Origin of the sequence: Stutzerimonas kunmingensis, from assembly GCF_014764705.1 — a bacterium.
Classification (GTDB): domain Bacteria; phylum Pseudomonadota; class Gammaproteobacteria; order Pseudomonadales; family Pseudomonadaceae; genus Stutzerimonas.
This window is the reverse complement of record NZ_JACXXG010000013.1, coordinates 21,516-34,625: the sequence shown is the minus strand read 5'-3', so window position 1 is coordinate 34,625 and position 13,110 is coordinate 21,516. Positions and strand designations below refer to the sequence as shown.

Sequence of the window (13,110 nt, the reverse complement as noted above, 5' to 3'; positions counted from 1 at the left end):
GCTTTATTGTTGTGTGGCCAGATCCGCGCCCGATGGCGAGGCGATGCGAACACCACCCTGCCCTACCAGGATCAGGTTGCCTTGGGAATCGGAGGTGACACCCGACAGCGAACGGCGGTCGGGGCGATTGAACAGCTTGAAGCTACGGCCCTGATCGTCGCTGGTGAGTACCGCGCCGCCGTGACCGACCACCACGATGCGCCCATCGCGCAGCAGGTTGCCGTCGGCCAGCCCGGACTCCAGTACATTGCCGTTGCCGTTGACGAGCTCGATGCCTTCCCAGCTGTCGCCGAAGTCGATGGAGCGGAACAGGTGGCCGCGCAGCCCAAAGGCAACCACGACCCCCGGTTCCGAACCGCCGACTACCCCGAAGAACGACCCCTGATACGGCGACTCGACGCGCTCCCAGGTTTCGCCCATATCGGCAGAACGGAACATTCCGCCCAGTTCGCCTACGACGAACAGGCCCGAGCCCTGGATATGGGTGATGGCGTTCAGGTGATAACCGTCCTCGTTGTCGAGGTGCTCACTGATGTCCTCCCAGCTCTGACCGCCATCGATGGTTTCGAGCAGCGCACCGTAGGCGCCAACCGCGATGCCGTGCTGGGTGTCTTCGAACCAGACGTCCAGCAAGGGGGCCTCGCGTTCGCGATCCTCATACTGAGCCGTCCAGCTCTCACCGCCGTCGGCTGTAGCCAGGATCAACGCGTCATGGCCGACCGCCCAGCCGTGCTTGTCATCGACGAAGTCGATGGCCGTCAGCAGCTGACGCGTCGGCACCTTGGCCTGCATCCAGCTGGCGCCACCATCGTCGGAATAGAGAATGTGGCCCCTATCGCCTGACGCAACGAGGCGTTCGCCGGCCTGGGTGATATCGAGCAGAAGATTGGATACCGCCTTGGCCGACTCGATCGAGTAGCGGGCCTGGCCATCGGTAGCGGCCTGGGCGGGTGCCGATGCTGCGAGCAGCAGGAGTGAGAAGGCGCCGCACAGCGAAAGCATGCCGGCAACCGATGAGTGAAGACGCGACGCCCTCGCCTGGCATGGAACCACGGCGCGGCCGGATAGTGTGCGCCGCTGAACGGGCTCACTCATACATACCCCCTTTATTCTTATTAGGTAAGGCCTGTAATGCAGGCTCGGCCATCCTAGCCAGCTTCCACAGACAGGCACAATTGGCCGGACGTTATGAATTGTTAACTCTCACGCAATGATTGACGCGTGATCACTCAGGCTGATTGGGCCAGTGGCCAGTATGTGCCGACCGCCCCTTTCGATCCCGCAGTGACGATCCGACGCGAGGCGCCAGAGGATGGTCACGATACGCAGGAAGGTTGTTTGCCGTGGATAGTGCCTGGAACGGGCCCTCGTAAAAGAAAGGCCGATCGCATTGCACGATCGGCCTTGTCGAGTCAGGCGAGGCTCTTGCTCACCACTTCGTAGACATCGCTGGACAGCTCTCCGGACGCAAGGATGCGCTCCAGCTCGGCCCTCATCAGCGCCTGCCGGGCGCTGTCGTACTTGCGCCAGCGGGTCAGCGGCGCCAGCAGGCGCGAGGCGATCTGCGGGTTCAGGGAGTTGAGGGTGATCACCTGATCGGCGAGGAAGTGGTAGCCGGCGCCATCGGCGCGGTGGAAGTTGACCAGGTTCTGGTTGGCGAAGGCGCCGATCAACGCACGCACCTTGTTCGGATTCTTCAGGGTGAATGCCGGGTGCTGCATCAGCGTCTGCACCCGTTCCAACCCGCCGGGCAAAGGGTTGCCGGCCTGGACGCTGAACCACTGATCCATCACCAGCGGGTTGTCCTTGAAGTGCTCGGCGAAGGCCTGCAGCGCCTTGTCGCGCTCGGCCTCGAACGGCGAGTTGACCAGCACGGCCAGTGCGGTCAAGCGCTCGGTCATGTTGTCGGCCTGCTCGAACTGTTCCAGACAGGCTTCCACGACTTCGGCTTTGTCGCTCAGCATCAGATACGACAATGCGATGTTTTGCAGGGCGCGACGGGCGAAATGTTCGGCCGAGGCGACATAGGGCGTGCTGCGCGAGGTTTCGCGATTGGCCTGGTAGCGCTGCCACAGCGGCTCGAACAACGCGTCGGCGATGCGCTTGCGGGCGAACTCGCGTGCCGTATGGATGGCATCCACGTCCGCCACTTCGCTGATTTCGGTCAGATAGGCCTCGCCCGGCAGCGAGAGCATCTCGGCGACCATCGCTGCATCGAGCGTCTCGTTTTGCAACAGGCTGCGTAGCGCCTCGACCAGGCGCTCATCCATCACCAACGCTTCCCCACGCTGATGCTGACCGATCAGCTCCTGCAGCACCTGCACCGACAGCTGCTGACCCGCTTCCCAGCGATTGAAGCCGTCGGAATCGTGCTGCATCAGGAACATCAGCTGGTCGCGGTCGTACGGGTAATCCAGCTTTACCGGCGCGGAGAAGCCGCGCAGCAGCGATGGCTGCGGACGCTCGGCGACGTCGACGAAGGTGAAGCTCTGTTCGGCTTCGGTCACCGCCAGCACGCGACTGGTGCCCGCAGCTTGCGGCTCGCCTTCCAGGCGCAGCGGCATGTCCGAACCATCGGCGGCGAGCAGACCCAGCGCCACCGGAATCACGAACGGCTCCTTGGTCGGCTGGCCAGGTGTCGGCGGACAGCTTTGGCGGAAGGTCAGGCGGTAGGTCTTCGCTGCCTCGTCGTATTGCTCGCTGACGGCCAGGCGCGGCGTGCCGGACTGGCTGTACCAGCGCTTGAACTGGGTCAGATCGGCACCGTTGGCGTCTTCCATGGCTTTGACGAAATCGTCGACCGTCACTGCCTGGCCGTCATGGCGTTCGAAATAGAGGTCGCTGCCCTTGCGGAAGCCTTCTTCACCCAGCAGCGTCTGGATCATGCGCACCACTTCGGCACCCTTCTCGTAGACGGTCAGGGTGTAGAAGTTGGAAATCTCGATAAAGGATTCCGGGCGCACCGAGTGCGCCATGGGGCCGGCATCCTCGGCGAACTGATGGGTCCGCAGGTAGGCGACATCCTCGATGCGCTTGACCGTCGCCGAGTTCATGTCGGCGCTGAACTGCGAATCGCGGAAGACGGTGAAGCCTTCCTTGAGCGACAGCTGGAACCAGTCGCGGCAGGTCACGCGATTGCCCGACCAGTTGTGGAAATATTCGTGGGCGACGATGGCCTCGACGCGCTGGTGCGCGGCATCGGTAGCGGTTTCGGCGCGGGCCAGCACTGCGCTGGAGTTGAAGATGTTGAGGCCCTTGTTCTCCATGGCGCCCATGTTGAAGTCGTTCACCGCGACGATCATGAAGATGTCCAGGTCGTACTCGCGACCGTAGGCCTCTTCATCCCACTTCATCGACTTCTTCAGGCTGTCCATGGCGTGCTGGCACTTGTCGACGTTCTCCGGCTCGACATAGATGCGCAGCGCCACGTCGCGCCCGCTCATGGTGGTGAAGCTGTCCTCGATGGCCCAGAGGTCACCCGCCACTAGGGCGAACAGGTAGGCCGGCTTCTTGAACGGGTCTTCCCAGGTCGCCCAGTGGCGGCCGTCGTCCTCGCTGCCGCTGGCAATCGGGTTGCCGTTGGAGAGCAGCACCGGATAGGCCTTTTGTTCGGCGCTCACGGTGGTGGTGAACTTGCTCATCACGTCCGGGCGGTCGAGGTAATAAGTGATCTTGCGGAAGCCCTCGGCTTCGCACTGGGTGCAGAACATGCTGCCGGACTTGTACAGCCCTTCCAGCGCGGTGTTGGTTTCCGGATGGATCACCACCGAAGTGTCGATGACAAAGCTTTCGCTGTCCGGCTGCAGGGTCAGACAGTCTTCGTTGATCTGGTAGTCGCCCAGGCCAAGCTCGCGGTCGTTCAGCGCGATGGTCTGCAGCTCGAGCTCCTGGCCGTGCAGCTCCAGCGGCGGCAGCTTGCCAGCCGGGCGCTCGGGATTGCGGCGCATCACCAGCTGGGCGTGCACCAGGGTGCGGTCCTCGTACAGTTCGAAGGTCAGGTGGGTTTCATCGATCAGGTATTCAGGCGCCTGGTAATCCTTCAGATGAATGACTTTCGGTTGTTCGGTGCGCATGGAAACCTCGTCGGCTGAGCTTCAAGCAACTAGCTTCAAGCAGGAATTTGGCGATGGACTGCCAGCCCGGAAACCGGGCTGCGGATGAGTTCGAGCTTAGCGTCTGTCGCGACGGACTTGTAGGGTGGAAACGGAGAAGCCTTTTCCACAGGGTTGTTCCAGGCCGCTCATCCTTGAACCCGCCGGCCGTAAGCGGTGGATAAGCGAAGCGTTATCCACCCTACGCGGTAGCGCTGGCGGCGACCTGATAAGCGGTGAACTTGCGAATGTTGATCACGCCGGTATCGAGAATCAGGTACTGGCCCTTGATGCCCCTGAGCGTACCTTCGACTACGGGCGTCTTCTCCAGATCGAGACTGACCACCTTGGTCGGATAGGCGTCGACCGGATAGCGAATCTCCAGCACCTCGGCGTCCGCCACCGGCTGGATCGCCTGCAGCCCGTAGCGCTGTTGCAACTCGCGCAACCCATCGGCACAGGCATCGAAGATCTGCTCGCGCATTTCGATCAGGTCGATGGGCTCGGCATCGCCCTTGAGCAGCGCGCGCCAATTGGTGCGATCCGCCACCTGGCTGCGCAGCAGGTCTTCGACCATTCCGGACTGCTGGCGCGTGGCGACGCGCATGATCGGCAGCGCCTGGCTGGCGCCCTGATCGAGCCAGCGCGTCGGCAGCTGCGTGGCACGGGTGATCCCGACCTTGATGCCCGACGAGTTGGCGAGGTAGACCACGTGGTCGGTCATGCAGAAGTCCATGCCCCACTGCGGATCGCGGCAGGTGCCGAAATCGTGGTGACATTTTTCCGGGCTCATGATGCAGACATCGCACTGCGGCAGCTTCTTGAAGCAGGGATAGCAATAGCCCTGGCTGAAGCTCTTGTTGGTCTTGCGACCGCAATGGGTGCAGTTGATGGCGCCGAGGTATTCCAGACGCAGGGTCTTGCCGATCAGCGGATTGACCGGCACCAGCTCGTCGTTCAGACGGAAGGAATATTGCGCCGGTGCGCCGAGCTGGATCGACATCTTGCTCAGCGCACCGCGTCCCAATTCGAGCATCAGTGGCGGGTTCCCGAAGCGGGAGCGAACAGGCTGGTATCGATGGCCGGCTCAGCCTTCTTGCTCTTGGAAGCACATTCCTGACCGCCCATGAAGCCGGTGCGCTGTTCTTCCGGGAGGTTCTTCATCTCCCAGGCGATCACCGCCTGCATGCAGGTTTCCTTCTGCTCGGGGGTCAGCTTGCGGCCGTCAGCCCATTTGCCGAGTTCAAGCGCCTGCTTGAGGTTCAGGTAGATTTCGGGGGTGATGTTTTCGGCGGTTTGGATAAAGGTCGACATGGCCAGCTCCGAGGGAAACGAGCGGCCATTCTACCGGGCAGCCGTGCTTTAGGGAAAAGCCTCAGCGCTGGCGCCGACGGCGCGCCAGGGTGCCGCCAATCACGCCGGTCACGCAGCCGGCGACCAACCCGCCGACATGAGCGGCATTGGCGATGGCCAGCGCGCCGAAACTGAGCACCTCGATGACTCCGGTTAGGCAGATCACCAGCCACACCAGCATCAGCACCACCACGCCGGGCGGCAGTCGGTAGGCCTCGTTGGGCGCGAGCTTCTGATATAGCCAGCAGTGCCCGAGCAGCCCGTACAGCACGCCGGAAAGCCCACCAAAAATACCCGGGCCACCGAACAGGTACTGGGCGAAGTTGGACACCAGACCGAACAGCAGCGTCAGCGCCAGCAGCATCCAGGCGCGCTGAAGGGCTTCGATGCGCCGCCCCAGCTCCCAGAACCACATGCTGTTCATCGCCAGATGCAGAATGCCGAAATGCACGAAGATCGGCGTGATCAGCCTCCACCATTGTCCGGCAGCGAGTGTCTGCTCCAGCGAGGCGAAGTAGGCGTATTCACCGTCGACACGGAAGTCGACGAAGTTCAGCCAGCGGATCGTCGCGAAATTCTCACCAAGCATGGTGATAGCCGCGACACCCAGGGTGATGACCAATACCGCCGCGGTCAGCGGGCTGGCGCGCAGGGCGGCGACGAAACCGCCGCGGCGACGCGGCTGTTCGATGACGACGCTGTCATCGCCATGGGGATGCCGTGAGTACAGATCACGAACCTGCTCGACGACCTCAACCGGCACGCGCAGCACCTGTTGATCGCCCTCCTCCGACACCCGGCACGGCACCCGCAGACGGCGCAGCAGGGCGATGAAGCCGCTGAGGTCTTCCGACAGCGGCAGGCGCAGCGCTTCACTCACCTCGACACTCATGTTCGGAACACCGCGCAGACATCGACCCAGACGAACTTCGCCGGGTCCAGACAAACTTCCTGATCCAGCCGATAGGCCACCAGTTTGCCGTTCTTCACCGCGCTGTAGTCCAGGCAGGCCAGATTGTCGCGCAGCGGCCCCGGCTGGCCGCGACGCCAATAGTGGCCGACGAACAGCAGCGGCTCGTCCGGACCGTAGAGGAACAGGCGATTCTTCTGTTGCGCAGACAGTGGCATGCGCGCCGCATGATCCGGCAGGCCATCGGGCTGGAACACCACGTCACCGTAGGTCTGTGGGTTCTCTTCCCAGAACTTGGTGCGGAAGAAGGTACGCACGAAACCTTCCTCACTGGTCAGCGTCATGCCCTCGGGCAGCGGCATGTCAGTGCCGCGCAGCAGCCGATCCAGCGCCTGGCAGATGAAGGTACCCGGCAGGCCGGCTTCGCGCAGGATCGCCGGGTTGAGGCAGGCGTCGTTGAGAAACGGACGCAGCCGTGCGATCACCCAGCTGTCCCAGCAGGCATGCACCACGCGGAAGCGCTCGGATTCCAAGAACAGTGGCAACTCGTAGAACCATTCGCGGAACGCTCGCCACTCGTCCGGATACCGTTCGAACTGCTCGAACGTCTCGTGCAGCAGGCGGGCGAAGCGCGGCGTGCGGTCACGCACGAATTCCCGGCCGCTGCCCGGCGGTGCCGGCATGTACCAGCCCAGCGCATTGAACTCGTGGTTACCCATGATGCAGTAGGCTTGCCCACGATCGACCATGTCGTAGACCAGATGCAGCGCCTCGCGGATATGCGGGCCGCGGTCGATGATGTCGCCGAGGAAGATCACCTGCCGCCGCGAATGGCGCCAGACCCCGCCCTGCAGGCGGTAGCCCAGCTGATCCAGCAGCCGCGCCAGTGCACGACCGCAGCCATGCACATCACCGATAAGGTCGTAGCCGCGTTCGGGATCAAGCTGCATCAATCGCCCCCGCCGAGGCGACTGCCCCAGCCCAGCTTGGTCCGGCAAACTTCGTAGTAGTTGTGGTCCAGCGGATGGATCAGGTGCAGCTTCTGCGGCTTCTTGCGCACCGTCACGGTATCGCCCGGGGCACAGGTGAAGTGGTTCTGGCCGTCGCAGGACACCTGCGGATAGATCTGCATGTTCGGCGACACCACGATCTTCAGCTCGCTGTTGCCATCGACCACAATCGGACGGCTCGACAGCGTGTGCGGGTACATGGGCACGACGACGATGGCGTCCAATCGCGGATGCATGATCGGCCCGCCCGCCGACAGTGAATAGGCAGTGGAGCCGGTGGGGGTCGCCACGATCAGGCCGTCGGCCTTCTGGCTGCAGACGAACTGGCCGTCGATGTACAACTCGAATTCAATCATGCGCGTGGATTTGCCCGGATGCAGCACCACATCGTTGAGCGCGTCGCCCTCGCCGATCGGCTCATCGAAGCGTCGCGCCTGGGCCTCCAGCAGAAAGCGATTTTCCAGGGTGTACTGGCCGTTGAGCACTTCGGCGACTTTCTCTTCCAGCTCATCCGGACGGATGTCGGTGAGAAATCCGAGGCTGCCACGGTTGATGCCGAGTACCGGCACCCGGTGCTTGGCCATCGCCCGGGCGGCGCCCAGCAGGCTGCCGTCGCCGCCGACCACGATCACCAGGTCGCAGGATTCGCCCAGCCGCTGCCGCGACGAGGTCTGCATGCCGTGTCCCGGCAGCACCTCGGCGATGTTCTCTTCAAGAATCACATGCAGATGGCGTTCGACGAGGAATCGCTTCAGCCGGCGGATGGTATCCAGCACCTGGGAGCTACCCAGGCGGCCGATGATGCCGATATTGCGGAATTGCTCCATTGACGTTCCCTGGTGTGGCTGGGCGGATGGTTGCGGGCAGTCGCAGCGCTCGAAAATAACACGCAGCACGCAGGCGACGACGCCGATACGAATCGGCCATTCGCCTGAATTCCAGCACAGGCGTTAGAGCCCCTGCTCGCCGCGGTGTTCAGCGGCAGCGGATTATCAGCGAAACGCCGGACCATCAGCAAACCGACAGCTATGCTGCATTCATGAGCCTGTGCAGTCTTTCCGCCCTCCCCAACCGCCTCCAGCATCCGCAGGTGCGCGATCTCGCCTGGACGATCCTCTCGCCGCCGCTGCTGAGCGAGGCACCGCAGTGTCAGCGTCACCCGCTGTCCGCGAGCTGCTGGAACAGCGAGCCGGAGCGGCTGGCCAACTGGTTGCGGCAACAGGATGCCGAGCCATCGATTCTCGAAGCCTGGCTGTCGCTGCACCGCATTCGACGACTGGGCCTGTACTACGAGCGACTGTGGCAATACGCGCTGTCCCACGCACCCGATATCCAGCTGCTCGCCGCCAATCTGCCGATCCGGCAGAACGGCAGCACCCTCGGCGAGCTGGACCTGTTGTTCTGCGATGACCAGGGCGTGCATCACCTGGAGCTGGCCGTGAAGTTCTACCTGGGGCTCGGGCAGGGCGATGGCAGCCGGCACGCGCATTGGCTTGGTCCCGGCAGTCACGATCGACTCGATCTGAAACTCGACCATATGTGCCAGCGCCAGCTGCCGCTGTGTACCCAGCCAGCAACGCTGGCGGTGCTCGCCGAACTCACCGGTCGCCCGGTGCAAAGCAGCTTCTGGCTCAGCGGCTATCTATTTCGCCCCTGGCCGCAAGGCTGCACACCGCCACTTGGCGCCAACCCGCACCACCTGCAGGGCAGATGGCTGCGCCAGGCTGACTGGCCGCGATTCCAGGCCGAGAATCCCGACGCAGTCTGGCAACCTATCGCTCGCTCGGCCTGGCTCGCGCCAGCACGTGTCACGCCAGCCGAACTGTGGACTGCCAACCGGTTCGCCGACTGGCAGGCCGCCAATCCGGCACAGGCGCGGGCTCAGCTGCTGGCGCGGCTCGAACCGGATGCATCGGGCGTCTGGCTGGAGCAGGAACGGCTGTTTCTGGTCGCCGATGATTGGCCCTGCAACGGCGCCGCAGCGCGTCCGTTGTCATCCACCTGACACCTTGAACAGCTAGACTGCCTGCCCGACTCGACCCTACAGATCGATAGCCGACGGACCCGCATGCCCACCGACTCGCAGCATCATTCGACACCCTCCCGACTCGACGCCTGGACCATTTTTCTGGTGTTCCTGCGCCTGGGCCTCACCTCCTTTGGCGGTCCCATCGCGCATCTCGGCTACTTCCGCGACGAGTTCGTCCAGCGTCGCCGCTGGCTGGACGAGCGCAGCTATGCCGATCTGGTCGCGCTCTGCCAGTTTCTTCCAGGCCCGGCCAGCAGCCAGGTAGGCCTGGCGATCGGTTTGCTGCGCGGCGGTTACCGTGGCTCGCTGGCGGCCTGGGCAGGCTTCACCCTGCCATCGGCGATCGCGCTGACGCTGTTCGCGCTGGGAATCGCCACATGGGGCGACGCGCTGCCTGACGGCGTCCTTCAGGGTCTGAAGATCGTCGCCGTGGCCGTGGTTGCCCAGGCCGTCTGGGGCATGGCACGAACGCTGTGCACCGACGCGCCGCGGATCGCCATTGCGCTGGCGGCGGCGAGCACCGTGCTGCTGCTCCCGTTCATCTGGAGTCAGGTTGCGGTCATCGCCGCGGCGGGTCTGATCGGGCTGATTGTCTTTCGCCCAGTCGCCACGGAAGCACATGTCGCATTGCCCGTTGCGGTGAAGCGTCGGGCCGCGCTCACAGCACTGGCGCTGTTCTTTGCGCTGCTCATGCTGTTGCCGCTACTCGCTAGCGGCACGGACAACCCGTTGTTGGCGTTGCTCGATGCGTTCTACCGCGCTGGCGCGCTGGTGTTCGGTGGCGGCCACGTAGTGCTGCCGCTGCTGCAGGCCGAAGTGGTGCAGCCAGGCTGGGTAGACCGCGACACGTTCCTCGCTGGCTATGGCGCGGCCCAGGCAGTGCCCGGCCCGCTGTTCACCTTTGCCGCGTTTCTCGGCGCCTCGATGAATGAGTCGCCCAGCGGCTTGCTGGGAGCGGCGGTGTGCCTGGTTGCGGTATTCGCGCCGTCGTTTCTGCTGGTCATCGGCGTGCTGCCGTTCTGGGAGCGCCTGCGCCGCAACCGGCGCACGCAGGCAGCCTTGGCTGCGGTCAACGCGGCGGTGGTCGGGTTGCTGCTGGCTGCGCTGTACGATCCGGTATGGACCAGCGGCATCAAGGCCCCAGAGCATTTCGTCCTTGCCCTGCTCGCCCTCGCCGCACTGATGTACTGGAAACTACCGCCCTGGCTGGTGGTGATCGGTGGCGCTGTGGGTGGTGGCCTGATCGGCCTGACTGGCTAAACGACTGGCGGGATCGCGCCGATCAGCTTTCCATCGCCAGCAACACGGCGCTTGCCACCAGAAAAACGCTGAACAGCAGTCGCAGCAGACGTTCCGGCAAGGCATGCGCCAACCGCACGCCCAAGCTGATGCTGAGCAATCCGCCTACCGCCAGCGGCAGGCCCAGCGACCAGTTAACCTGATGATGCAGCGCATAGGTCACCAGAGTGACGCCGGTGCTCGGCGCGGCCAGTGCCAGCGACAGGCCCTGAGCGACCACCTGCGAGGTGCCGAATACGCTGGTCAGAATCGGCGTGGCGATAACCGCTCCACCGACACCGAACAAACCTCCCATTGCTCCGGCACCCGCACCGAGCAGGCCCAGCCATGGCCAGGGATGACGCAGCTGTCCGGCGCCGGCGGCCGGGCGCAGAAACACCCGTAGCAATGTGTAGGCAGCCAGGGCCAGCAGGAAGCCGACGAACGCCATGCGCATGCGCCCGGCATCCAGCGACACGGCAACGGCTGCACCGGCGATGGCGAACACGAAACTGGCACTGCCCAGCGCGAGGGCATGCCGCCAATCGATGCGATTGCGCTGGTGATAGCGCCAGATGGCAAGCAGCACGTTGGGCACGACCATCACCAGCGCGGTGCCTTGCGCCAGTTGCTGGTCCAGGCCGAACAGCACGCCCAGCACGGGAATCGCGATCAGCCCGCCGCCGATACCGAACAAGCCGCCCAGCGTGCCTAGCGCCAATCCGAGCAGTACGTTCAATCCGATATCCAGCAGCATTCCGACGCTCCAATACACAGGGGCGCTCATCGTACGCCGCCGCCGCTGGCGCCGGTACGCATAGCCGCGCACAATGGCTTTGCGCAGATCGCACAAGCAAGGAATTCGAATGCTGCCCTACGCCCTTTCCGCCCAGCTCAGCCTGTTCATCGATGTCCTCGACGCTGGCAGCTTCTCTGCCGCCGCGCGCCGCCACGGCCTGACACCTTCGGCGGTGGCGCGGCGCATCGATGCACTGGAACAGGCACTGGGCTGCCAGCTGTTCAACCGCAGCACCCACGCGGTTCGCCCGATGCCCGCCGCATTGGCATTCGCCGAGCGCGCCCGGCGCATCGTGCAGGAACTGCACCTGGCGCGCGCCGAAGCGACGTCGCTGGATAGCGCACCGGAAGGCCGCATCCGGATCGACGCACCGGCCCCCTTCGGGCGCCGTCACCTGGCGCCAGCCCTGGCCGAATTTCTCCAGGCCTATCCGGGAGTCGATATCCAGCTGCGTCTGATCGACAGCTTCGTCGACCTGCACGGCGAGCACCTGGGTGAGGTCGATCTGGTGTTGCGCATCGGCCCGCTGGCCGACACCCGTCTGGTCGCCACACCGCTGGCGCCGATGGTGCGAGTAGTCTGCGCCAGCCCCGCCTATCTGGAACGCCGCGGCGTGCCACTACAACCGGAGGAATTGCCCGACCATGATGGGTTGGACTGGGATGCGCTGGCGCCGCCCCATGCGTGGCGCTTCGAGCGCGGCGGGCGACCGCAACTGCTGCGTCCGGGCCGCCTGCGCATGGTGGCGAACAATGCCGAAGCGCTGCTGGCAGGGGCATTGGCGGGACTTGGCATCGCCCACCTGCCAACCTGGCTGATCAGCGACCAGCTGCTGCGTGGCGAACTGCTGCCGCTGTTCTGCGAAGGGGGATTGCCGCAACCGGAAGCCAGCGGCATCTACGCGCTGCGATTGCGACGCGAGGCCGACTCGCGGAGCCGTCTGTTGCTGGAGTTTCTGAAAAACCGCTTCGGCCCGGTCCCTCCCTGGGACCAGGCACTTCAGAGCGGCTTCAAGAGGGAGTGAGGATAGAACGGTCAGGCACCCTGACCTTCGATCTCCTGGGTGACGCCCCAGCCATCAAGCACCCCACCGAGGGGTTCGACCAGGTATTCAAGATCCTGCTCGAAATCGCCGATGCCATCGAACGTAGCATACATCACCTTGCTTACCTGCAGATTCCAGCTTCCGTCCTCACGCGGAAACACCTGGGTATTGATGGTTTCGCCGCGAAAGTTCTGCGCGGCCCTCTGAGCGCGGTCCTGTTCGGAAAATACCGCATAGAACTCGATTGGATGGACTCGGGCGAAATCGAAACCGCCCTCCTTCATCCGGCGCAGAACGGTGCTGCTGACATCCTCGTGGAAGGTGGTGCTCATAAATCAACCTCCTCTCATACCTGGATGAAGTTGCCACGAGCTCAGCGGGAGATCGGCTCCGTCGTCAAGACATCGGGCAAACGGGAGTCGCAACAGCTAGTCGAAGTGACGCGGTGGACGCAGTCCACGCTGACAAGCTAGCAGGCCGCGGAGCCAACTGCGAGGGCTTAATTAACCCCCGGCCCAAGCGCGCGGCCTCGCTCCAGTAGAACCCGGAAAAGTCCTGGCAGTTCAACCCGGACGCTGGATGCAAAAACGGCCCG

At 64.0% G+C, this 13,110-nt stretch carries 12 protein-coding genes; 3 read left to right on the top strand and 9 right to left on the bottom strand.

The genetic code is table 11. The features are described 5' to 3' along the window. Window positions 1-3: 3 nt before the first annotated feature. The 7 genes from IEG05_RS12085 to IEG05_RS12055 form a co-directional block, all read right to left on the bottom strand. Window positions 4-1,002: a WD40/YVTN/BNR-like repeat-containing protein gene (locus IEG05_RS12085; protein ID WP_191122136.1), complete on the bottom strand. Its 999-nt coding sequence runs from the start codon at window positions 1,000-1,002 to the stop codon at window positions 4-6. A 410-nt stretch (window positions 1,003-1,412) separates the two neighbouring features. Then, window positions 1,413-4,073: an aminopeptidase N gene (gene pepN, locus IEG05_RS12080; protein WP_191122106.1), complete on the bottom strand. Its 2,661-nt coding sequence runs from the start codon at window positions 4,071-4,073 to the stop codon at window positions 1,413-1,415. A 220-nt stretch (window positions 4,074-4,293) separates the two neighbouring features. Next, a complete protein-coding gene (locus tag IEG05_RS12075; RefSeq protein ID WP_014820716.1) occupies window positions 4,294-5,127 on the bottom strand; it encodes a DUF2797 domain-containing protein in 834 nt (277 codons plus the stop codon). Beyond that, window positions 5,127-5,405, bottom strand: a complete 279-nt coding sequence (locus IEG05_RS12070; RefSeq protein ID WP_003298300.1) for a YeaC family protein — start codon at window positions 5,403-5,405, stop codon at window positions 5,127-5,129. Before IEG05_RS12070 ends, IEG05_RS12075 begins: the two co-directional genes overlap by 1 nt. 61 nt (window positions 5,406-5,466) lie before the next feature. Then, window positions 5,467-6,336 carry a rhomboid family intramembrane serine protease gene (locus IEG05_RS12065; RefSeq protein ID WP_191122105.1) on the bottom strand — a complete coding sequence of 290 codons (870 nt, stop codon included), beginning with the start codon at window positions 6,334-6,336 and terminating at the stop codon, window positions 5,467-5,469. Beyond that, window positions 6,333-7,304, bottom strand: a complete 972-nt coding sequence (locus IEG05_RS12060) for a metallophosphoesterase (protein WP_041014341.1) — start codon at window positions 7,302-7,304, stop codon at window positions 6,333-6,335. Before IEG05_RS12060 ends, IEG05_RS12065 begins: the two co-directional genes overlap by 4 nt. Further along, a complete protein-coding gene (locus tag IEG05_RS12055; protein ID WP_003280695.1) occupies window positions 7,304-8,191 on the bottom strand; it encodes an NAD(+) kinase in 888 nt (295 codons plus the stop codon). The genes IEG05_RS12060 and IEG05_RS12055 overlap by 1 nt, the downstream gene beginning before the upstream one ends. 212 nt (window positions 8,192-8,403) lie before the next feature. Between IEG05_RS12055 and IEG05_RS12050 the strand changes: the two genes are divergently transcribed. Together IEG05_RS12050 and chrA are read left to right on the top strand one after the other, a co-directional pair. After that, entirely contained in the window at window positions 8,404-9,369 is a 966-nt protein-coding gene (locus tag IEG05_RS12050) for a DUF1853 family protein (protein WP_191122104.1), read from the top strand. A 63-nt stretch (window positions 9,370-9,432) separates the two neighbouring features. Next, window positions 9,433-10,653 carry a chromate efflux transporter gene (chrA, locus tag IEG05_RS12045; protein WP_191122103.1) on the top strand — a complete coding sequence of 407 codons (1,221 nt, stop codon included), beginning with the start codon at window positions 9,433-9,435 and terminating at the stop codon, window positions 10,651-10,653. Between the two features lie 22 nt (window positions 10,654-10,675). Here the strand turns inward: chrA and IEG05_RS12040 are convergent, their stop codons facing one another. Further along, entirely contained in the window at window positions 10,676-11,428 is a 753-nt protein-coding gene (locus IEG05_RS12040; RefSeq protein WP_014820721.1) for a sulfite exporter TauE/SafE family protein, read from the bottom strand. A gap of 109 nt (window positions 11,429-11,537) precedes the next feature. Here IEG05_RS12040 and IEG05_RS12035 point away from each other — a divergent pair, with 109 nt between their 5' ends. Beyond that, entirely contained in the window at window positions 11,538-12,494 is a 957-nt protein-coding gene (locus IEG05_RS12035) for a LysR family transcriptional regulator (RefSeq protein WP_191122102.1), read from the top strand. Between the two features lie 11 nt (window positions 12,495-12,505). Here the strand turns inward: IEG05_RS12035 and IEG05_RS12030 are convergent, their stop codons facing one another. Beyond that, the gene (locus IEG05_RS12030; RefSeq protein ID WP_023445156.1) at window positions 12,506-12,847 is read right to left on the bottom strand and encodes a ribonuclease E inhibitor RraB; all 342 of its coding nucleotides are present in this window, start codon (window positions 12,845-12,847) and stop codon (window positions 12,506-12,508) included. Window positions 12,848-13,110: the final 263 nt, after the last annotated feature.